16 protein-coding genes and 2 pseudogenes are annotated in these 21,084 nt (G+C 44.8%); 4 read left to right on the forward strand and 14 right to left on the reverse strand.

What is annotated here, in order from left to right:
- Positions 1-65: 65 nt before the first annotated feature.
- The gene (locus LEP1GSC194_RS10720; RefSeq protein WP_020773626.1) at positions 66-1,274 is read right to left on the reverse strand and encodes a DegT/DnrJ/EryC1/StrS family aminotransferase; all 1,209 of its coding nucleotides are present in this window, start codon (positions 1,272-1,274) and stop codon (positions 66-68) included.
- A 433-nt stretch (positions 1,275-1,707) separates the two neighbouring features.
- Between LEP1GSC194_RS10720 and add the strand changes: the two genes are divergently transcribed.
- From add to LEP1GSC194_RS10740, 4 genes are all read left to right on the forward strand, one after another.
- Complete coding sequence (gene add, locus LEP1GSC194_RS10725) at positions 1,708-3,036, forward strand: adenosine deaminase (RefSeq protein ID WP_036042289.1); 1,329 nt, start codon at positions 1,708-1,710, stop codon at positions 3,034-3,036.
- Between the two features lie 201 nt (positions 3,037-3,237).
- Positions 3,238-3,480, forward strand: a complete 243-nt coding sequence (locus LEP1GSC194_RS10730) for an AbrB/MazE/SpoVT family DNA-binding domain-containing protein (RefSeq protein WP_017808730.1) — start codon at positions 3,238-3,240, stop codon at positions 3,478-3,480.
- Positions 3,477-3,887, forward strand: coding sequence for a type II toxin-antitoxin system VapC family toxin (locus LEP1GSC194_RS10735; protein ID WP_020773603.1), 411 nt, complete (start codon positions 3,477-3,479; stop codon positions 3,885-3,887). Before LEP1GSC194_RS10730 ends, LEP1GSC194_RS10735 begins: the two co-directional genes overlap by 4 nt.
- Before the next feature lie 69 nt (positions 3,888-3,956).
- Positions 3,957-4,367, forward strand: coding sequence for a VOC family protein (locus LEP1GSC194_RS10740; protein WP_036042270.1), 411 nt, complete (start codon positions 3,957-3,959; stop codon positions 4,365-4,367).
- Here LEP1GSC194_RS10740 and LEP1GSC194_RS10745 read toward each other — a convergent pair.
- From LEP1GSC194_RS10745 to LEP1GSC194_RS20855, 13 genes and pseudogenes are all read right to left on the reverse strand, one after another.
- Positions 4,343-4,684, reverse strand: coding sequence for an LA_3781 family PerA/PerB upregulated protein (locus LEP1GSC194_RS10745; protein WP_017808732.1), 342 nt, complete (start codon positions 4,682-4,684; stop codon positions 4,343-4,345). The genes LEP1GSC194_RS10740 and LEP1GSC194_RS10745 overlap by 25 nt on opposite strands.
- A gap of 9 nt (positions 4,685-4,693) precedes the next feature.
- Positions 4,694-5,074, reverse strand: a complete 381-nt coding sequence (locus LEP1GSC194_RS10750) for a Bor/Iss family lipoprotein (RefSeq protein WP_020773598.1) — start codon at positions 5,072-5,074, stop codon at positions 4,694-4,696.
- Positions 5,049-5,486 (reverse strand): LIC_10463 family lipoprotein, encoded by a 438-nt coding sequence (locus LEP1GSC194_RS10755; protein WP_020773611.1) that lies wholly within the window; start codon positions 5,484-5,486, stop codon positions 5,049-5,051. The genes LEP1GSC194_RS10750 and LEP1GSC194_RS10755 overlap by 26 nt, the downstream gene beginning before the upstream one ends.
- 43 nt (positions 5,487-5,529) lie before the next feature.
- A pseudogene (locus LEP1GSC194_RS22640) lies at positions 5,530-11,396 on the reverse strand (Ig-like domain-containing protein).
- A 712-nt stretch (positions 11,397-12,108) separates the two neighbouring features.
- Positions 12,109-12,492: a fluoride efflux transporter CrcB gene (gene crcB / locus LEP1GSC194_RS10765; RefSeq protein ID WP_017809602.1), complete on the reverse strand. Its 384-nt coding sequence runs from the start codon at positions 12,490-12,492 to the stop codon at positions 12,109-12,111.
- Positions 12,493-12,512: 20 nt separating this feature from the next.
- Complete coding sequence (locus LEP1GSC194_RS23035) at positions 12,513-12,701, reverse strand: hypothetical protein (RefSeq protein WP_231384477.1); 189 nt, start codon at positions 12,699-12,701, stop codon at positions 12,513-12,515.
- A 440-nt stretch (positions 12,702-13,141) separates the two neighbouring features.
- Positions 13,142-13,587: pseudogene (locus tag LEP1GSC194_RS23040) on the reverse strand (hypothetical protein).
- A gap of 26 nt (positions 13,588-13,613) precedes the next feature.
- Entirely contained in the window at positions 13,614-14,717 is a 1,104-nt protein-coding gene (prfB, locus tag LEP1GSC194_RS10785) for a peptide chain release factor 2 (RefSeq protein WP_020773592.1), read from the reverse strand.
- A 54-nt stretch (positions 14,718-14,771) separates the two neighbouring features.
- A complete protein-coding gene (locus LEP1GSC194_RS10790) occupies positions 14,772-15,617 on the reverse strand; it encodes a hypothetical protein (RefSeq protein ID WP_020773609.1) in 846 nt (281 codons plus the stop codon).
- Positions 15,618-15,621: 4 nt separating this feature from the next.
- Positions 15,622-16,902 (reverse strand): phosphoribosylamine--glycine ligase, encoded by a 1,281-nt coding sequence (gene purD, locus LEP1GSC194_RS10795; protein ID WP_020773596.1) that lies wholly within the window; start codon positions 16,900-16,902, stop codon positions 15,622-15,624.
- Positions 16,892-19,540 (reverse strand): valine--tRNA ligase, encoded by a 2,649-nt coding sequence (locus LEP1GSC194_RS10800; protein ID WP_036042301.1) that lies wholly within the window; start codon positions 19,538-19,540, stop codon positions 16,892-16,894. The genes purD and LEP1GSC194_RS10800 overlap by 11 nt, the downstream gene beginning before the upstream one ends.
- A gap of 170 nt (positions 19,541-19,710) precedes the next feature.
- Positions 19,711-20,043, reverse strand: coding sequence for a DUF1801 domain-containing protein (locus LEP1GSC194_RS10805; RefSeq protein ID WP_232424461.1), 333 nt, complete (start codon positions 20,041-20,043; stop codon positions 19,711-19,713).
- A 132-nt stretch (positions 20,044-20,175) separates the two neighbouring features.
- Positions 20,176-20,964: a TetR/AcrR family transcriptional regulator gene (locus tag LEP1GSC194_RS20855; RefSeq protein WP_020773590.1), complete on the reverse strand. Its 789-nt coding sequence runs from the start codon at positions 20,962-20,964 to the stop codon at positions 20,176-20,178.
- Positions 20,965-21,084: the final 120 nt, after the last annotated feature.

Raw genomic sequence — 21,084 nt, forward strand, 5'->3', positions numbered from 1 at the left:
CGAGGTCTTCCGATCTCATTTTGAAGTCTCTGAATTTCCGAGGGGCGCGCCCGTTTCGAAAGCGATCAAAGCCCGTTGAAAATTTCTTTGACCGCTTTGATTACGTCCTGAACGTCTTCGTCCTTCATACCCGGAAAAAGAGGGATCGAAAGGGATCTGGAATACATCGCGTTTGCGTTGGGAAAAAGTTCTTTCTTAAATCCGAAACGAGAATCGTAAAACGGATGTTCGTAAAGAGGAATAAAATGAAGGCTGGAACCTATATTCCGTTTTTTTAATTCGGATGCGAAGATGTCCCGATCCATTTTGGAAGAAGCTCGATCCACTTCCACTCTGAAGAGATGCCAGGAATGTTCTCCGTCCGGCGCGTTAAGAGGAAGGTGTAAAAACGGAAGGTCGGAGAATTCTTTTTTGTATAACTCGGCAATTGAAATTCTTCGTTTCCAAAGTTCGTCCGCTTCGGAAAGTTGAACGATTCCGAGAGCCGCGGCGATGTCCGTCATATTGTATTTGAAACCGGGAGAGACCACTTCGTAATACCAGCCGGGACGATCGTAGGTTTCCCGATTGATTCCGTGCAGACGCATGAGTTTGATTCTTTCGGCAAAGTGCGAATGGTTGGTCGTCACCATTCCGCCTTCTCCGGTTGTGATTCCCTTGGTGGCGTAAAAACTGAAAACCGTAAAATCTCCGAAGGTTCCGATCTTTTTTCCTTTGTGAACGGCCGGGAACGCGTGAGCCGCGTCTTCTATTACGTAAAGATGATATTCTTTAGCGATTTCTAATATACCTTCCATGTCGCAAACGACTCCAGCGAGATGAACGGGTAAGATCGCTCTTACGGTTTTTCCGGTCTTTTTGTGGAACAGAGTTCCGTTCCGATAAATACATTCTCTTTCGATCGTAGTGCGAAGAGTTTCGGGGGTCATCAGGTTGAAGATGGGGTCCACGTCGGTGAGAATCGGCTCCGCGTCGAAGTAGCAGATCACTTCCGCGGTTGCGGTGAACGTCACGGCGGGACAGATGGCCGCGTCCGCACGACTCATTCCGATCGCTTCCAGGGCCAAGTGAAGTCCTGCGGTCGCGGAGTTCAAAGCGAGAGCGTAGTCTGCTCCGGTGTAACGCGCAAATTCCTCCTCGAACTCTTTTACTTTCGGTCCCGAAGTGATCCACCCGGAACGAAGGACGGAGGAGACTTCTTCGATGGCTCTTTCGGATATACAAGGTAAGGCGAAAGGAAGAAAGGTTTTGCGTGTTGTGATCATATCGGACATAACCCCCGGTGCTCTTTTAAACTTCGGCAGATTGTCGTTTTTCCTGAGCGCTAAATCGGTGAGAAGTGCGGAAGCCGCCGCAAAAATTTTTACGGCCGCATCCCGCGAGGAGATCCGATAGTGGCAAAACGTTTTAGTTTTTCGGCGCGGGACCGCGCCACTCCGGGCTCGCGGAGTCCCGCTCGGTCCTTAAAGCGGTTTGTGAAACCGAAATGTCCTTGAGTTACCGGACCAAGCCCTGCGTGTCGCTTGCGGTGCGGGAACTCCCGCATTTTTTTAAACGAACGATAAAACTCGGATCTCTTCCGTGCCGTTACGATAAAATCGGAAAAGTTTTAACCTGACATCTGACCCCTATCCACTGACCCCTAGTACGAACTCCCCGTTTTGAATCAGAATTGAAATCTTTTCCTCGAAAATATATCTTGTCTTGGTGGCTTTAACTTTTGGAGAGATTCTAGACAGAATTCGGATCATCGATCGGGATGTAACCGAACTGAGCCGGTTGAAGTCTAGACTTCCCGCAGATCGGCCCTATTCGTCTTCCTTACAAATTTCTTTCGATAAACAGATCAACGAACTCTTGAACGAAAGAGTGGGTTTGATGGAACTCGAAATTTTGGACCCTCCGGCCTGGATTCTAGGAGTTCCCACAACAGGAATCCCACAGGAAACGCCGGTTCCGATCAAAGGGCTTTTTCCCTCCGGGGATCTTTCCAAGGAAAAACCGGACGATCAAGACGTAATCAACTTCCTCCGGGAACTACCCAAGACCGAAATTCACCTCCATCTCGAAGCTTGCGTCAACAAAGACACGATGAAACAGTTGATGGCAAAGAACGGGATCGGCATATCGGACGAAGAGTTCGAAGCTAAGTTCAACTTCAAAGATCTCAACGGATTTATTCAGGTATTTTTTTTCATTCAATCACTCGTAAAAGAACCCTCCGACTTTTCATTCTTTGTGGGAAGTCTCGCGGAATACATGAGAGCCAACAACATCGTCTACAGCGAAGTGTTTTTTGCTCCGTCGAAGTTCATCCAGAACGGACTCGATTTCGAAGAGATGACGAACTTTCTCGTAAATCGAATCCGGGAGGAAAAGGAAAACGACGGAATCACCATACGCTTGTTAGTCGACGTGTCCCGTTCTTTCGGGCCGGAAAACGCGATGAAAAACCTCGACCGGGTTTTAAAACTGAGACATCCGGAAGTGATCGGGATCGGACTCGGAGGCGCGGAACTCATGGGACCGGCGAGAGATTACCAGGCCGTTTTTCAAAAGGCGAGAGAAGCCGGTCTCAGAGTGGTGGCACATTCCGGAGAAGACGACGGTCCTTGGGCGATCTGGGAAGCGGTGGAACTTCTCAAAGCCGAAAGAATCGGACACGGAACCTCCGCAATCCAAGACCCCGAGCTGGTAAAATATCTAAGGGAGAATCGTATCCCGATCGAGATCTGTGTGACGTCTAACGTGTTTACGGGAAAATACGTTCGTAAGGAACAGAATCATCCGGTTCGTTATTATTACGATCAGGGGCTTCCGCTCAGCATCAACACGGACGATCCCGAAATATTCAACGTAAATCTTACATACGAATATTATAAACTATGGAGATTCCTGGATTTCTCCCTGGATGAGATCGTAGATCTGATTCGTCAGGGAGTTTTCGCGTCCTTTCATCCGAACAAAGAATCGCTTTGGAACGAAATGGAAAAGAAGATTCATCTCGTAAAAGCAAGATACGGCCTGAAACGATAAAATTTTTAACCGAAGTTTTCGAATGTTTTAACCGAATGTTCAATGAGCGAAGTTTTTGAAAACGTTCGATTGGATTCCTTGGAACGTCCGAATTTCTTTTCTATCGAACCGAATTTTACTTTTCGAAACGTTCGATTGCGGGAATCTGAGTTAAAAACTTTTTATATTGACTCTCCTTACTTATTCATATAAGGTAAGGATATGAAATTAAGATCCAAAATCACTTCCAAATATCAAATAACGATTCCGAAGGAAGTTCGGGAATCCTTAAAACTTTCCATGGAGGACGTCATCGAATGGTCTATCGACGAACAAGGGATTCGTATAGAACCGGCTAATAAACCCTTTCTTAAATATAAAGGTTTTCTTACCGAAGGCGCGGCGGATATAAAATCGGATATTCAAAAGGCTTGGAAAACTCGCGCGGAAAGATATTCGAAATGAGATTGATCTTGGACACGAATTGTTATATATCGTTTTTGAATCGAAGAAATCCGCAACAACACGATAAGATGGTTTCACTCTGGGAAAAGGTTTCTCGTTTGGAATACGAAGTGATGCTTACATCCCACAATATTACGGAAATCGTATTTGTTTTCAAAACCGTATATTCCGTCGAACAAGGTAAAATCAATCGAATCATTAAAGACTTAATGATAAATCCGGGAGTCGGTTATGATTCGGCTTATTTTCCCGAATTCATTTTACAATTATGGCCCAAACATATCAAGGATTACGGAGACGCAGTTTTAGCGGCCGCTTGCCGGTTTTTAGAGGCGCAAATGGTGACCTTTGATCGGGATTTTTCTAAATCGCTGAGAAAACTCGGCTTCTCCGTTCTGAATCTTTAATGTTATGTTTATTCCCTATCGAACCGAATTTTACTTTTCGAAACGTTCGATTGCGGGAATCTGAGTTCCATGCAACCACGAATCAATATGATTACTCTCGGCGTTAAGAACTTGGAAGAGACGGTTCGTTTTTACGAGGAAGGTCTCGGATTTCCTAAAATGAAATTCGAGGGAAACATCGCCTTTTTTACGTTAAACGGAACTTGGTTCGCTTTGTATCCTTGGGAGGAACTTGCGGCGGATGTGGGCGTTTCCGATAAAGGAAACGGTTTCAGAGGATTTACTTTCTCTTACAACGGACAATCCAAAGAGGAGGTGGATCAAGTGATCGCCAAGGCGGAACTTGCGGGAGCGAAAATCGTTAAACGACCTCGGGACGTTTTTTGGGGAGGTTACTCCGGTTACTTTGAAGATCCGGAAGGATATTATTGGGAAGTCGCTTGGAATCCGGCTTTTTACCCGGGCCCCAAAGACTCTTGATCGACATCGACGTTTTCTTTTTTGCAGAACACTTGGACCGTTCTTCGAGTATAAATTCCGCCGATCGTCCAGTGGATGACGTTGTCCCAAAAGTTCCTTCGGATTAAAATCTCGGGTTCCCCTTCGGCGCATTGGATTTTCGGAGTTTCAAATGCGTCGATTAAACCGAACAAATAACCGCCCTGTTTGAACGTTTGATTGGGCTCCGATTCCGCCGAAATTGAACTCGACGTATTATGAATTTGTAATGTGGTATTGTAACAAACCGTCGTGGTCGAGGTTATAAAAACTAGAAAAACTATTTTAAAAAATTTCACGGTTAAAACTCAATTATAACAGATTAGATTTAAGGTTCTCGGAGAATACATTCCGAGAGTCAATTGTTCATAGAGAGAATCTAAGAAAGTTGAATATTGAAGAGTTTCCTTGATTCCGTTCGGACAATAGACGGCCATATCGACTTGCCGATCTTCCGGAACCATCCCCCAAAAATAAAAAGGCTGAGGGACCACGTGTACCCGAGGAGGTTGCGCGTTGAGCCTGGTCCTTTCCTCCCTATCGTTTTGACACTGTCTCCTAAGAATAGGCGGTCGACAGGACACGGGAGGATTTTGGGGAAAACTCACCCGTACGTTCTGGCAGTCCGGATATAAACTCAAAATCAAAAATAGGATCGAGATCTTAACGATTGAATTGTGTTTCGACATTTACATAACCCTTTCCGAATATTCCTACAAAAAGATTGAAATTGGATTCGTTCGTATTCGTGTTTTTATATACGACCGGTTGGTAGCGGCCCTTTTCCAAGGATTGAATTTCGATCTTGCAGGAATATGTGTTTCCTAAGCGCGTATTCGTACATTCCCTCTTCGAGTCGAAAAGTATCCCTTTTTTTATTAGGCGGACCCTCAGATCTGGATCGGTGGAATCGACTTGAACGATTCCCAACACATTTTCGGACTGTTTAAGAGTAAATTCATAATTTTGAATGCTCTTTTGCGGATCGATTCTCCCATAAACGACGGACTGAAGGCGAACTCTTCCGTTTTTTTCGTTTTGAATAAAAACGAGTCTTTCGGAATTTCCGTTTTTCCGACAGGAAACAAATACGGCGAACATACAAGTCGTTATCCCGAAGAGGGTTATTAATAAATTTTGCATATTATTGATTCTGTTGTCTGTAAACTTTGACGGGTCGACCTTTTTTACCGGCGCTTACATAGACGTAGTCCGCGTCTGAACTTTTTACGGAGATACCCGAATAGATCTCTTGATTGGTTGTGTCTCCTAAGCCGTTCCCTCCCACCGGTTCCCAAACGTTCGAAGCGCTTCCCGGATTTTGAAGATTGGTTCTCCAGATTTGGATTCCGTTTTCGTTGTCAAACCCTACGTAGAGATAAGATCCGCTCGCCACCAACATCGTCATACTGTGGTTGGAAACGTCTCCGAAATTCGTAAACCCGTTTCCGTCGTCTCCAACAACGGACCAATCGTCGGCGTCGCAAGCGGTTTTGTTTCCGCTTAGAGCCGGATCGCATTTCCAAAGTTGAGGTCTTCGATTCGTATAACTTCCGTCCGTACAGCCCTCGACGGTTTCTAATTTTTTTCTGAGCCCGGAGTTGTCCTCAGGTGTCACACAGATCGTTCTTGTAAGGTACATTTTTCCGTTAAACTCCGCTCCTTGCGAGAACGCCTTATCGGCGGGTACCAAATCGCTATAATTGACGAGTTCAAGAGAAAACCAATTGTTATGGGGAGAGTTATGCCATTTCGGATTGGATCTGGGCGCGATGTCTTCCCAGTCGGAACACTGATCGGTTTGCTCGCAAGGAGCCGGGTTGTCGCTCGTGGAACGTATTATACTTCCGTTATGTAATGAATTTGGAAACCCTCCGTTTGCGGCGTAAAGTTTTTCGTTAAACACGAAGAGAGAGTCCACTCCCACGTAAAAACCCCAGTTGATGGACGAGTTGTTGAGTTTATTCAGTCTATTAACTTTTTTCTCAACTTGAGTCTTGCCGACGGGAGCTAAGCCCAGACTCATTCGAGGGAGACGTTTTATATTCGCATTATTAGGAGTGAAGTCCAAGCTCATTCGAGGGAGAGGTTTTATATTCGCATTATTAGGAGTGAAGTCCAGGCTCCCTCCGCCGAAATAAGGCATTCTATCGATTCTAAAACGATGTCCGCGATAACCGTCGTACGTGTCGCAATTGTTCCCGATTTTACATCGAGTCGAATCGGAAGTATTGAACGTGATTTTACCGAAATCGGGTGCGTTAGAATGATCGTTTTTCTTGGCAAAACCGACGTAAACTCGATCGTTGAAAAGGGCGATGGAGGAAGTTCCCGCGGTCGCTCCCCCCGTGATCGTTGCCATATCGATGTATTTAAAATCAAGACCGGCGTCGGTGTTCGAAGAATAGTAGAGATAGTCGAAACCGTTGATGGATTTGGAACCCGCTATGAACATATGAGGTGTTTTGCCTAACGATCCCGTTGCAAACACGCCTCGTCCGTTTTCGTTATCGGGACCGCATCCGGTCGTTATGTCCGAACTGTTGGGAACACATCCCGTATGACCGATCGTAGCGTAAGGAGGAGAATCGAATCTCACGTTTATCGACGAGTTGGAGGAGATCTGCGGATTTTTAGGATCATCGAAAAAGGATCCCTTCGCAATTTTGCTTAGGTCGGTTGTGTCCTTGGTAAAAGTGAAAAAAACCGATTCCGGTTGAGCGCCGTCGTAATTAAAACGAATCGCTTGGTTTCCGTTCGCGTTCGGACCGAGATAGATGCGGTCGTTATAATCCGTGAGGGAACCGAAAGAGGAATCGTCCCCGAAAGGATTTGTCGCAACGGGGCCGTCCGTAAAGTTTACGGGAGAATCTCCGCATCCTATAAAGTTCGTTCTATCTTTCGGAGAGGATTGTAAATCCTCCTGATCGGACCAGTCGCGGATCGCTCCCCAAGAATTGTCGTCAAAACCGTCTCCGTCCGAACGGTTCGCGGCGATCACGGTGTATTGACCGCCCGACTGAAGAAGCGTGTGCGTTAGGCACACTTTGGAATGATCCGCGGGTGCTCCGTCGCAAACGATTCCGTCCAAAATTTTCGCACTCGTAATCTTTCCCAAAGAGGAAACTCCCGCGAATTTATATCTCGATTCGCATTGCGACGGGTTCGAACATTCCACGGACTTGGAGATATCCATTCCGTCGTACAAAGGTTTTGAAAAAGAAACGATCACTCGGTTTACGGAATTACAAACCGCTCCCGTAAGTTTGAGTTGTTCCTTTCCCCTAAAATTCGCATTATTCGGACAACTTAAAGTATTCGATGTAAACAAACGGTCGTGAATCCCCGTTTTGTTTACTACGAGAGTGTAAGCTTTGTCGGCGATCTGCGAATGCGAAAGTGTGATCGTAAAAAGATTCTGGTTTTCGCTTATACTACTCAGGGAAAAATCTCCGGTTTGAGAATTGTCGTCGAAGTTCGTGTTATCGGAACAGTTTCCGCTCAAAGAGGAAGTATCCACGACCTTGTAGTTGGATAGAGTCAACGCTTCCTTATTGTTTACGAATTTCGAATATATGATATGAATCGTTGTGGGCGATAAGGACCAAACCCAGGCTATTTTCGGAGGGATCGTTTCGCTCTTGTTTATCGTAAGATTCGTGTTTCCCGATACGGAGCCGTAAGTAGCGACGATCTTCGAAGTTCCCGCTAAAATTCCGGTAACCAATCCTTTTGTTCCCGATGCGTTACTCACCGTTGCCTGTGACGGATTGGAACTGGACCAAGTAACCGAAGAAGTAAGATCCTTCTTGATGCCGTCCAAATACGTTCCTATCGCGAAGAATTGTTTTGTCGAGGTCGTGTCGACGGTCGAATTGGTGGGAGATACCGCGATTGAAGATAGGGGCGCCGCGCCGACGTTTACGTTGGTACTTCCGGTAACGGATCCGAATCTGGCCGAGATCGTATATGTTCCGATTTTCCAGGCTCTCGCCAATCCGTTGGATACGGTCGTCCTGTTGTAAACAAAAACGGATAGGAAATCGGAACTGCTCCAACTGACCGAATCGGTGATATCTTGAACGGAACCGTCCGAATAAACGCCCGATGCGGTGTATTGTTGAAAAAATCCTTTGATAATCGTGCCGTCCGCGGGACTTAGTTGAATGGAAACTAACGTGGCCGGACTTACGTTAAAGCGGATCGGTTTACTGTTGACGGAATTATAAACCGCCGAAATATCCGAGTGCCCTCGGAAAGAGCCTTTACTAAACCCTTTTTACCGTCCGCGTTACCGACGGGAGCGATTTTAGAATCCGAGGAATACCAGGTTGCAAGATCGGTAAGGTCTTGTCTTGAATTGTCCGTAAAAAGCCCCTCGGCGACGAACTGTTGAGAAAGACCTTTTGCTTTCGACGTAAGGTCGGGGGTAATGACGATCCTTTCCAATTCGGCGGCGGTAACCTCCATCGGAGTCGGAGCGCTCCGAATAGAATTGTAGAATGCCGTAATATTCGAATTTCCTAAAGTGGAGGCGAATGCGATCCCTTTTTGACCGGCTTCGTTTTCGATCGCGACCTTGGAGGGATCGGAGGAAACCCAGGTTGCAACCGAAGTCAAATCTTGTGTGGAGTTGTCGGAATAGATTCCGGTCGCTGCAAATCGTTTTGTGAGACCTTTGGCGACGGAGGAAAGGCTCGGAGTCACTTCGATAGAGGTAAGAATCGCGGAAGTCACATTCAAAGCGGAAGAACCGGAAATGGCGCCTAACGTTGCAGTAATGTTCGTGTTTCCGGCGGAGATTGCGGTCGTCAAACCTTCCGAGTTTGCCGCGCTGCTAACGGCCGCTTTTCCGGGATTGGAAGAAGACCAGGAAACCAAATTCGTAACGTCCTGGGTGGAATGATCGGTGTATGTTCCCGTTGCCTGAAACCGTTGTTTTAAACCTTTCGCAACGGAGGCACCGTTCGGAGTCACTGCGATCGAAACGAGTTGTGCCGGAGTTACTGTAAAGGCGACGCTCGGACTTGTAATCGAACCTAGGGCGGCGGAGACGTCGCTGGATCCTGCGGCAAGCGAGTTTGCAACCCCCTTGTTTCCGACTGCGTTGACAATTTCTGCTACTGCCGTATCGGAGGAACTCCAAGTGACATGTTCCGTAAGATCCTGGGTTGAGTTGTCAGTAAAAACGCCGGTAGCCTTAAAATTCTCCTTAAGGCCTTTCGCTTTGGAGGAGGAAGATGGGGTGATTCCGATCGAAACCAGTTCCGCTGCGGTTACGGATAACGTGGATATCGCGCTGCCGATGTTTCCCAATGTCGCTTTAATATTCGTGGTTCCGATCGTGTTTCCAGAGGCGACCCCTTTACTATCTACCGCGTTGGAGATTGCGGAAACGGAAGAATCGGATGAAAACCAGGTCACGGACGAAGTGATATCTGAATTGGAATGGTCCGAGTAGATTCCCGTGGCGGAAAATTTTTTCCTTAAACCTTTTGCGAGAGAAGGGTTGATCGGGCCGATCTGAATCGAAGTGAGAATTGCCGGAGTTACGGTTAACGTTGTATTCCCGGAAACCCTTCCCAAGGTCGCCGTAACGGTCGTATCTCCTATCGAAAGAGTTTTCCCCAAACCTTCGTTTCCGGATACGTTAGACACGCTTGCCGCTCCGGAAGAGGAAGCCCATGTGACCGAGGAAGTGATATCCCGTTTGGAATGATCCGTAAAAGTTCCAGTCGCCGTAAATTGTTCGGTTAATCCTTTCGCTTTGGAAGGAAGGACCGGAGTGACGGAGATTGAAACCAGGGTCGCCGGAGTGACGGAGAAGTCCGTAAAACCTTCAATGCCGCCGACGGAAGCGGTAACCGTAACCGCACCCTGATTGACGGCAGAAGCTAAACCGTGACTTCCGCTTGCGTTGGAAACGACGAGGATGTTTGTGTCCGAAGAAGTCCATGTAACCTGATCCGTGATATCTGAATTAGAATTATCGGAAAAAATGCCGGTCGCGATAAAAGGCTGATTTAATCCTTTGGCCGCGGAAGAATTTACGGGAGAGACCGAGATGGAAACCAAGGACGCGGGTGTTACGGTTAACTTTGTCGAACCGACCTTGGAACCGAAGGAAGCCGAAACGACGACGGGACCCACATTAATAGTTTCTAATAAACCTTGAGGTTGTATCGAAGCGATCGTATGATCCGAAATGTTCCAGACGACCGAAGCGGAAATGTCCCTATTTGAGTTATCGGAATAGATTCCGGTGGCGGTCAATTGCTGATTTTTTCCTAAAGGAAGATTGGGATCGGCGGGAGTAACTTGAATCGAAGAAAGAGTCGCCGCCGATACGGTCAAGGAAGAGGAGCCTTGTTTGGAACCGAAGGATGCATGAATATGAGCAATTCCTAAATTAATACCCGAGACCGCGCCGGATGCGTTTACACGCGCCAAAGACGAATCGTTGGTCGACCAAATCGTCAGCGGATCGTTGGAAATATCTTGATGAGAACCGTCGGAAAAAATACCGATTGCGGAGAACTGACGATTCGAACCTTTCGGTAAGGGTCCGGAAACCAAACTGTCGACTTGGATCGAATTTAAAACCGCAGGCGTCACTTCGATTTTAAGCTGAGTATATAAACCATTGTACTCGACTTGAAGCAGTGAGAAACCCGGAGAAATTCCCCTGACTCTGTTTTCCTGAATCGTAGCGACGGATTGAACTTCGGAAATGACGGAAGCGGAACTCGTAATATCGCTGTTTGTTCCGTTATCATAGATCGCGGTAACTTGAAAAGCCGCGCTCATACCTCGAGCGATGGAAGTATCTTGGGAACTGAGTTCGATTCGAGTGATTACTGGATCGGAACTGCGTAAGAAAAGCGGAAGGAGTGAAACACTATCGCCTTTTTTGCCGACGGCCAAACCTAACGTTCCGGTTAAAAGGGGCCAAGCCGTACAACTTTGAAAAAATAGGGAAAGAAAGATCGAAATGGAAAGGATATTCTTCATGAACTCGCCTTACTGTATTTATTCTTTTTGAAGTTTCCATTTTCGTATATCCAACATTCTGCTTCTTTTGAAGTTAAATTGAGGTTGATAAGAGAGACGACTTTGTAAAGAAAAATTTTAAAACAAAATATATTTTCTTTAATATAATAAATATTGAATACTTAAGTAACGTTATTTTAGTGCAGGGGCTTCGGGAGAATAAGACGCTAAACGTCGTTGTCTGCCGAGCGATCCACGGAAATTGATACATCTTAACTCTTGTGTCACTCTAAACTCAGAGGAACACTTTCTAAGTGACGCTGTTTCTTAGTTTCGTTAAGATCCAATCGCTTTCGCATTTGTTACACAGAATTCACGTAAAAGAAGATCCGTAGTTTGACTTTCCCTATAACCGATTGAATTTTAAAATTATAGCGGTCGATACAAGAAACTTGATGGGATTTTAATGAGAAGTAGGGAGCGGCGACGTCATGATGTTCGGAGCGTACGGATTTGTAGGTCGTTATGTATCGAGTCGAACAATTGAAAGATATGTGAACTTCTTAAGAATAGAATTGTTGAAAAATTCAATAGTCTCGATTAACAAAACTGCGTCAATCGTCCATTTCAATGAAACAGAAACAAATGGAGAATTAATTTTTCAACAACTCTGGTAAAGAACCGTCGGCGGATACAATGGCAGATAACGTGTACTTCTAAAGTAACGCGCTACTCAAAAGTTTTTTACAGCCCAAACGCCGACGAACGCAAATCCGATTCCGCCGAGGATACTCAAACCGACATATCCTGAAAATAAAATGAAATGACCGGATCTTAACATTTGAAACGTTTCGTATGAAAAGGTCGAAAAGGTTGTGAATCCTCCGCAAAGTCCGGAGGCGAGCAAAAACTTCCATTGCGGGTCTAAAATCGGAAACCGATCGAAAAGCGCATATACGATTCCGATTATAAAGGAGCCGAGTAAATTTGCGGTTAAAGTTCCCCAGGGCAGAGTGAGCCCGAGGAAGTTTCCGAACCAATATTGCAACAAGTAGCGGAATATACTTCCGATCGCGCCGCCCAGGCCGATCAAGAGAAGTGTTCTTTCAAAATTCATAATATAATGTCTTTTTAATCCTATTTTGGCGTTCTTTCGGAATTTTCAAAGGCATCCTTCGAATGGTCCGGTTTGACGGAGTCGGGAGTTTTTGAGGAATTTCTTTCCTTAAAGTAACGATAGATCTGATAGACTCCGACGCCTAACGTAACGATGGAATCGTCCACGGGTCCGGGCAGAAGGTTGGGTGCGATCCAATAAAGGAGAATGACGAGAACGGGCCAAAAGATTCTCAGAGTTTCGACCGGCTTTGAATCCTTGATTCCGAACGCCATACCGACGAGCAACGCGATAATGACGCTGATCGCTATTCCTGCAAAAAGAAGAACGTGTTTTCCCACGAGCAAGCCCCAATCCGCGACTGAATGTGCGTTTCCGTAGTCGTCTTTTAAAAGTAAAACTGTCACACCGACGGAAGCAAAAAACGTAAAAAAGGGAATCAGCATTCCCCATAAACAACCGTATTTGATTTTGCCGGAAATGATGGACATATTCAACTCTCCTAATGTTTAAATATTCGTATGGTCTTCATAAACTCTCAAAAAATAAGAAAATAAATTCATACGAAAAACGACAAGTCTCGGGACGACTTCCGATATGGCGCAGGCTTCAAGAAAATATCGAACTCGTCAAAGATAATAAAAAACGGTCACCGGATGAAATTATCCATTTGTCTCCAATGGGTTTCGTTTAGAAATCCGAAAATCTGATGGTTTGCATAAGGGATGGGAATGAATTTTGCGTTGGGAAAACTTTTGCTGAGTTTTTCACCCATGAAATAAGGAACGGATGTATCTTTTTTTCCATGAACGATATAAGAACGGAAACGCCCATTTCGAAAAGTTTCGCTCCTATATGAGACATTCCTTATATCGTTCCGTGTTGCCCGTGAAAAACGACCGCAAGTTTAGGTCCGTTTTGACTGAAGTAAGAATAAACGATTCTGCCCTCGTTCGGAATTTCCAGAAGACGACCCTTATAAGACGGAAGAGTATCTTTTCCTCTGGGCATGAAGATCAGCTTTCGAGAGACAAAACAACCGAAAGACTCCAGTAAAATGCAGACAATGCATAAGCACTTTAGGAATTTATACATTAAGAAATCTTTATTGGATAATGATCTTAAAGCGTTTTCAAATAAGCAAGGATGAAAGGTTCGATTTCTCCGTCCATCACCGCGGCGACGTTTCCGGTTTCATGATCCGTTCTGTGATCTTTTACGAGATTGTAAGGATGGAAAACGTAACTTCGAATCTGAGAGCCCCAAGAGATGTCTTTTTTCTCTCCGGATTTTTTTTCCAATTCTTCTTTTGCTTTTTCCTGTTCCATCTCATAGAGTCTCGCTTTTAACATCTTAAACGCGGTGTCTCTGTTTTTGATCTGTGATCTTTCGTTCTGACACGCGACTACGATTCCGGAAGGCATGTGCGTGATTCGAACCGCGGAGTCTGTGGTGTTGACGTGCTGACCGCCGGCACCGGAGGAACGATAAACGTCCACTCGGATGTCTTTCTCTTCGATCTTGATGTCGATATCGTCGTCTATCTCCGGGCTTACGTGAACCGAAACGAAGGAAGTATGTCTTCTTTTGTTTGCGTCAAAGGGAGAAATTCTCACGAGTCTGTGAACCCCATTCTCACCTTTCAAAAATCCGAAAGCAAAGTCCCCGACTACGTGTATCGTTGCGTTCTTAATTCCGGCGCCGTCTCCGGCTTGAATGTCCACTAATGAATACTGATATCCTTTCTTTTCAAAGAATCTCATATACATTCGGAGAAGCATCTCTGCCCAGTCTTGGCTTTCGGTTCCACCCGCTCCGGGATGGATGTTGATGAACGCGGGTTTTATATCTTCCGGATTTTTAAGAGCGCCCAGCAATTCCAGTTCTTCGAACTTTTCTTGAAGACGATTGTATTCCGTCGATAATTCTCCGACTCCGTTCTCTCCCTTTTCGTCGAGAGTAAGATCCACTAAATCAGGAAAATCTAATATATCTTGCTGAATTGTAAACCAAGGAGTGAGTTTTTTTTCCAACTCGTTCTTTTTTTGGCTTACGATTCTCGCCTCCTCCGGATTGTTCCAAAGGTCCGGATCTTCCGCCTTTTCGCTAAGCGCCTTGAGACGGTCTTTTTCTTGTTCCAAATTCAAGAGTTTCCAACGATTCAGAAAATTTTCCTGTAATTCTTTGGAGACTCTTTTAAGTTCTTTTGCTGACTTTACTTCCATAATATTTGCTTTCGATTGATTTGATGAATTTCCAAACGTTAGACTCGCTTGGATTTATTGAAAAAGAAAGTCTTCTTTGCTTTCTCTTTCTTGTTCCCAGGAAAACACGGTATCCCTGAGTTGCGGAGTATTTCCTTCCACAGTGGCGACTAAAATGTATTCTTCTTTTTTTCTGAATTCTTCCGGATTCTTTTTTAAGATCAGTTTGCCCGAACGGATCAAGTCGAGAATATGCAACAAAAACGGATCCTTTTCCGTTCTGGAAAGTTCTTTCATTGCGGAATAAAACGGAGTGATTCCTTTGTGGAACCAATCCACGATTTCATTTTTACCGGTGGGCCAGAGTTGGCTCAGTTGAATCGTTTCTTCTCGAAGGAGGGATTTTCCTTGAAACGGTTTTTGAAGATGTCTGCACTGGAAATAGAGTTCGTGATTGATTTCTCTCGGAAACGTTTTTCCGTAACCGGAGCCGATCCATTCGATCCACGCTTTTTTTTCTTTGGCGGGAAGGGAAGGTATGAGTGCGAATAGATAATTCTGATTTTTGAATATTCTAGAAGTGGAAAGATGATCCAAAACTTCGTAAGGAATCATATATTGACCCCTTTGCCATTCCAAAACCAGCGGAATTTTTTCCACTTCAAGATATTCCGCGGGAGTTTCCGCGCTGACTACGTCTCCGAATTGAGTCAGAATGTAGATGAAGGAAAGAAGTTCTTGACGATTCATCTTTCGGATCAGCGCATCCGGATCCAAATTGCGATGTAGAGCGTGTCTTAGCAGATTGTATTGTTCGACGGGAAATTGAACCGGAGAAAGAATAATTCCGAGAAATTTTTCCATTTTCTTGAGGCTACGTCTCTCCACGAGATCCAGATTTCCAGAAATCAAAAATGGCATAGGTTTAAAGGGCTCTGTGTCCGATGTCTTTTCTATAAAACGTTTTGGGAGCCTGGATTTTTTCCAGGAAGGAATAAGCTTGGTTGACCGAACTCTTTAGGTCGGCGCCTTGAGCTACTACACCGAGAATTCTTCCCCCGGATGAAAAAACTTTTCCATCTTTTTTTAGAGTTCCCGCATGAAAAAGATAAGTGTTTTGACCAGACGTTTCCGGAAGGTTCAAAGGAATATTTTTTTCATAAGAATCGGGATATCCTTGCGCAGCAAGGACGACAACGGTCGCCGCGCCTTTTTTAACGGATGTTTGTACGTCAGAAATCTTACTCGTGGAAGCCGTATAAAGAAGTTCTAATAGATCCCCGTCCAACATCGCAAGCACACATTGTGTTTCCGGATCGCCGAATCTACAATTGAACTCTACGACTCTCGGTTCTCCATCCGAAGAAATCATAAGACCGGCATAGAGTAGTCCTCGATACGGATGTCCTTTTTTACGAAATACTTCAAACATCCGATCAAAGACTCTTTCTTTCACTTTTTCTAATATAGAATTTGTCACCACAGGAGCCGGGCAATACGCACCCATTCCTCCGGTATTCGGCCCGTTGTCTCCGTCATACGCTCTTTTATGATCCTGCGCCGCGGGAAGAAGGAAATAAGATTCTCCGTCGGAAACGGCGAAGATGGAAGCTTCTTGTCCGTCCATAAATTCTTCGATGACCACTCGGTTGCCGCTTTCTCCGAATTTTTTATCTTCGAAGATTTCTTTTAAGGCTTGGATCGCCATTTCTTTCGTGGTCGCGACCGTCACACCTTTTCCGGCGGCGAGTCCGTCGGCTTTGATTACGATCGGGATTGATTGTGACTCTAAATACTTTAAAGAAGATGAATATTCGGTAAACGTTGCATATTTTGCGGTGGGGACGTTCGCTTCCACCATCAAGGACTTTGCAAAATCCTTGGAGCCTTCCACTTGGGCGCAATAGGAATCGGGTCCAAACGTGGGAATTTTGAGTTCCGCCGCCCAATCCGCAAACCCCGCGACGAGAGGATCTTCCGGACCGACAACGATAAAGTCGAAAGGATTTTGTTTTAAAAAGGATTGAACCGATTCTTTGGACAAAACATTCAATACATCGGCCGGAAGGATTTCGTGATCGGGAAAACCGCCGTTTCCGGGGAATACTTTCAATTCGTTTAACAACGGAGATTTACGAAGATGAAACGCGATCGCGCTTTCTCTTCCACCCGAGCCGATGAGAAGAACTTTCAACTTAGCCTGCAAGATTCTGAATTCCCTTTTTGAGACTTTCCACTTTGTCGATGAGGTTCTTTAGTTTTTCTCTTTCTTTTTCCACTACGTCCGCAGCGGCTTTGGAAAGAAATCCGGGGTTTGCAAGTTTCGTTTCCAGTTTTTCTTTTTCGATTTCCGATTTTTGAAGTTCTTTGTCCAAACGCGCTTTTTCTTTTTCAACGTCGATCAGACCTTCCAAAGGAAGAATGATTTCTCCTTTGGTAAAATGAGAAACGGAATCCGTTTTCTGAATTTCATACGCGGCGTCCGTTTTGATAGACTCTAAACGAGCGAGTTGTAAGAGAGAAACTTCGTTTTCTGCGATCGCGGAACGAGCGAGGTCGTCCGAAGATTTTACGATCGCCTTACACTTCTTATCCGGTGTTACTCCGTTTTCGGAGCGCATAACGCGAATTTTTGTGACGATTTCCTGCAGTAGATTGAGTTTTTGAACTCCGAGTGCGTCAGACGAAATCGGATACGCTTTCGGATAGGGAGTCGTAGCGATGTACTGATCCGAAAAAACGGAATGAACCTCTTCCGTTAAGAACGGCATAAAAGGATGCAAAAGTCCTAATGCACGAGTCAACACGTCCGAGAGAACTTGTTTTGCCACTTCCGCGGAGCGCGGAGAAACTTTTCCATAAGCTCTCGGTTTTACGAGTTCGATATACCAGTCGCAAAAGTCGCCCCAGATGAATTCGTAGATCGCCGCGGTCATTTCGTAAAAATGAAATTTAGAATGTGCCTTGTCGTATTCTTCCAAACAATGATTGAATCTGGAAAGAATCCACTGATCCATCGGTTCCAGATCTTTTTCAATTTCCGGAGTGATTCCGGTCGGAACGAAGGATTCTTCCAAGTTCATAAAAATGAACCGGGAAGAATTCCAGATCTTATTACAAAAAGAACGATAACCGTCCAGACGAGATTCGTCGAAAAGAATGTCCTTTCCTTCCGGAAGAGTCGCAGCAAGGAAAAATCTAAAAGAATCGGTTCCGTATTTTTCCATCATAACGAGCGGATCGATTACGTTTCCGACCGACTTGGAGAATTTCTTTCCATCCTTGTCTCTTACCAAACCGTGTATGAGTACTTTATGAAATGGTGGAACTTGCATGAACTTCATACCCATCATGATCATCCTGGAAACCCAGAAGAAGATGATGTCGAAGCCCGTAACAAGAACGGAAGTCGGATAGTATTTCTTTAGATCTTCCGTTTGTTCCGGCCAACCCATCGTAGAGAACGGCCAGAGTTGGGATGAAAACCAAGTGTCTAAAACGTCCGGATCGGGTTCCACTTCCTTGGAACCGCAGGAAGGACAAGTAGTCACGGAAGTTTCGGAAACTTCCACGTGTTTACAGGTTTTACAATGATACGCGGGAATTCTATGACCCCACCAGAGTTGTCTGGAAATACACCAATCCCGAATGTTGTTCATCCATTCGAAAAAAGTTTTTTCCCACATCTTCGGAACAAATTCGACCTGACCGGTTTGAACAGCTTGCACCGCGAGGTCCGCAAGAGGTTTGATTTTTACAAACCATTGAGTGGAAAGATAGGGTTCGATTACCGCTCCGCCTCTCGAGTTGTGACCGACCGCGTGAACGTGATCTTCGATCTTTTCGATCAATCCTTTGGTTTCCAGATCCGCGACCACTTTCTTACGAGCCACAAAACGATCCAAACCTTGATAGGCTCCGGCGTTTTCGTTCATCGTTCCGTCCGGATTCATGACAAGAAGCGGCTTGAGTCCGAGTCTTTGTCCCGCTTCGAAGTCGTTCGCGTCGTGTGCGGGAGTGATCTTAACAAGACCGGAGCCGAATTCTTTATCCACGAAAGAATCGAAGAGAAGAGGAATTTGTCTGTTTGTAAGAGGTAATTCTAAGATAACGTCCTTCAAAGACGCATAACGTGCGTCTTCCGGATTGGCGCAGACCGCGACGTCGCCGAGCATCGTCTCGGGTCTCGTCGTAGCTACGACTAAGAATTGATCCTTCTTGCCGTGAATCGGATATTTGATATGATAGAGTTTTCCTTTTGTTTCGCGGAACTCGACTTCGAGATCGGAGATCGCGGTTTGAGAAGCGGGACACCAGTTGATGATTCTTTCTCCGCGATAGATCAAACCTTCGTCGTAAAGAGATTTAAAAACTTTGAATACGGCTTTGGAAAGACCTTCGTCGAAAGTAAATCTTTCTCTGGACCAATCCACCGATTCTCCCAAAAGTTTTTGTTGACGGGTGATCATTCCACCGGAGTGGTCCTTCCATTCCCAGACCTTGTTTACGAATTCTTCTCTTGTAAAATCGGTTCTCTTCTTTCCTTCTTTCGCGAGTTCTCTTTCTACGACCATCTGAGTCGCAATGCCGGCGTGATCCATACCGGGCAGCCAAAGAGTGGACTTTCCTTTTTTACGTTCGATCCGGATGAGAATGTCTTGAATGGTATGATTGAGTGCGTGACCGATATGCAACGATCCCGTTACGTTCGGAGGAGGGATGACGATGGAGAAAAATTCTTTGGAATTAGAATTCGGTACAAAGGACTTTTTCTCGTCCCAGAGTGAAATCCATTTACTCTCGACTTCTTTGGGTTCGTAACGATCGCCTATCTGCTTTTTCATGGCCGTAAAAAAACAGGTTTTCCTGCTTTTTCCCGGGGTCAATTGGTTTCTTTTAGGATACGATTCTTGTTAGAATTTCCTCAACTTCAGTCCGTTCGAAAATCGAATCGGACTCCAAACGTCTTGGGCGACCACTCTTTGAATGGAATTAAAATCTCGTTTGCATCTTTTTAGGAGGATCTTGAATTTTTTTTGGAGGATTTCTTTTCGCCATCCGACTTCGTTTTAGATTTCAAAATCGATCGAATGGAATTTTCAACTTCCTTACAGGGAAAAGGCTCCTTATCGGCAAAGTTCATACGAGCCTTGTCGTCTACGAGGGATGGAAATTTATTTCTGATTATTTTTAGAGATCCGGATTGGCAGAGATAAATCGAGAGACTGTTTTTTTGAAAACCGATTGCCACCCAGTTTCCGTTTAAATGATATGTGGGCCTTTTTGATTGCATCGATTCCAGAATTTCGGGAAAGGATTCCACGATCCAGGAACGAAGAGCGAGCATTCTTTGCCTTCTAATTTCCGGTTGAGAATAGAAAAAGCGGTGAATTTCCGAAGACATAATGAACGTGGGAACCGGGATAAAGGAAAAGAGATACATATGCGATTCGGTTAAAAATAAAATTTCGAAAGAATTCTATTTCGCCTTTCCTCCGTTTGAAGACTCAAGAGAATTCTGTTTCATGCAGCTTTTGCTTGGATTTTGTTTTTCAAATTCTAAGGAGAACTTTCGAAAATTTTCGACGGAAGACTGTATTTCTTCCTTCGAAAACGAAAATTCGAACGGATCTTTGATTTCGAGTATGGATGAAAAAAGAGAATAAGAATTCTTTTTGTTCTCATAAATCAAATTCGGATCCATATCGTCGTTCATACCGAGAGTATAAAGCGCAAATCTTTCGTTTTGAACGTTGCACATCGCCACGATCGATTCCGCTAAAAATTCGGAGGGCAACATGGTCAAAAATGATCCGTCGTTTTTTCCTTCCGTGATGAGTTCTCTCAAAAAGGTTATATCCCTTTTGGAAATTTCTCTTTCGAGTTTCGCTTTGAGAGAGCAGTTTTCCGGGAGATAGATTGCCTTCAAAAAGAAGAACATCGTCTCGGGATTTTTTTTGACCCTGTCGAAATGAAGCTCATGAACTATTTTAAGTTTATCTAATGTATTTTTCGGATTTCTTACTTCCACTGCCGTGAACATTTCGCGGGTCATTTCGTCCGACATGGACTTGATTAACTCCATTAGAAGTTCTTCTTTGGAATTGAAGTGGTGATAAAAAGTTCCTTTAGCGATTCCGAGTTTGCCTATGATATCGTGGATGGAAGTCGTGTCGTAACCCTTGGTAAAGAAAAAGCGGCTTGCGCAGTTTAGGATGTCTTCTCTTCGTTCCCTTCCTTTTTGTTTGTTGAGATTTTGTTTTTCCATTGCCAAAACCGACCATTGGTCGGTTTATTTTTCATGTTTTTGATTGAATCGGTCAATCAGAATTTTTTTCCGGGGGATTGAAGAAATTTCAAGATTTTTTGGTGTTCATAAAGAAAATTT

The sequence above is a fragment of the Leptospira alstonii serovar Sichuan str. 79601 genome (genome assembly GCF_000347175.1).
Taxonomy (GTDB): Bacteria; Spirochaetota; Leptospiria; order Leptospirales; family Leptospiraceae; genus Leptospira; species Leptospira alstonii.

What these genes read in the sequence shown, in the direction of transcription:
- LEP1GSC194_RS10720 (WP_020773626.1), bottom strand. Translation starts at nt 1,274, where the DNA reads ATGTCCGATATGATCACAACACGCAAAACCTTTCTTCCTTTCGCCTTA.
- LEP1GSC194_RS10730 (WP_017808730.1), top strand. Translation starts at nt 3,238, where the DNA reads ATGAAATTAAGATCCAAAATCACTTCCAAATATCAAATAACGATTCCG.
- LEP1GSC194_RS10735 (WP_020773603.1), top strand. Translation starts at nt 3,477, where the DNA reads ATGAGATTGATCTTGGACACGAATTGTTATATATCGTTTTTGAATCGA.
- LEP1GSC194_RS10740 (WP_036042270.1), top strand. Translation starts at nt 3,957, where the DNA reads ATGCAACCACGAATCAATATGATTACTCTCGGCGTTAAGAACTTGGAA.
- LEP1GSC194_RS10750 (WP_020773598.1), bottom strand. Translation starts at nt 5,074, where the DNA reads ATGTCGAAACACAATTCAATCGTTAAGATCTCGATCCTATTTTTGATT.
- LEP1GSC194_RS10755 (WP_020773611.1), bottom strand. Translation starts at nt 5,486, where the DNA reads ATGTTCGCCGTATTTGTTTCCTGTCGGAAAAACGGAAATTCCGAAAGA.
- crcB (WP_017809602.1), bottom strand. Translation starts at nt 12,492, where the DNA reads ATGAATTTTGAAAGAACACTTCTCTTGATCGGCCTGGGCGGCGCGATC.
- prfB (WP_020773592.1), bottom strand. Translation starts at nt 14,717, where the DNA reads ATGGAAGTAAAGTCAGCAAAAGAACTTAAAAGAGTCTCCAAAGAATTA.
- LEP1GSC194_RS10790 (WP_020773609.1), bottom strand. Translation starts at nt 15,617, where the DNA reads ATGCCATTTTTGATTTCTGGAAATCTGGATCTCGTGGAGAGACGTAGC.
- LEP1GSC194_RS10800 (WP_036042301.1), bottom strand. Translation starts at nt 19,540, where the DNA reads ATGAAAAAGCAGATAGGCGATCGTTACGAACCCAAAGAAGTCGAGAGT.
- LEP1GSC194_RS10805 (WP_232424461.1), bottom strand. Translation starts at nt 20,043, where the DNA reads ATGCTCGCTCTTCGTTCCTGGATCGTGGAATCCTTTCCCGAAATTCTG.
- LEP1GSC194_RS20855 (WP_020773590.1), bottom strand. Translation starts at nt 20,964, where the DNA reads ATGGAAAAACAAAATCTCAACAAACAAAAAGGAAGGGAACGAAGAGAA.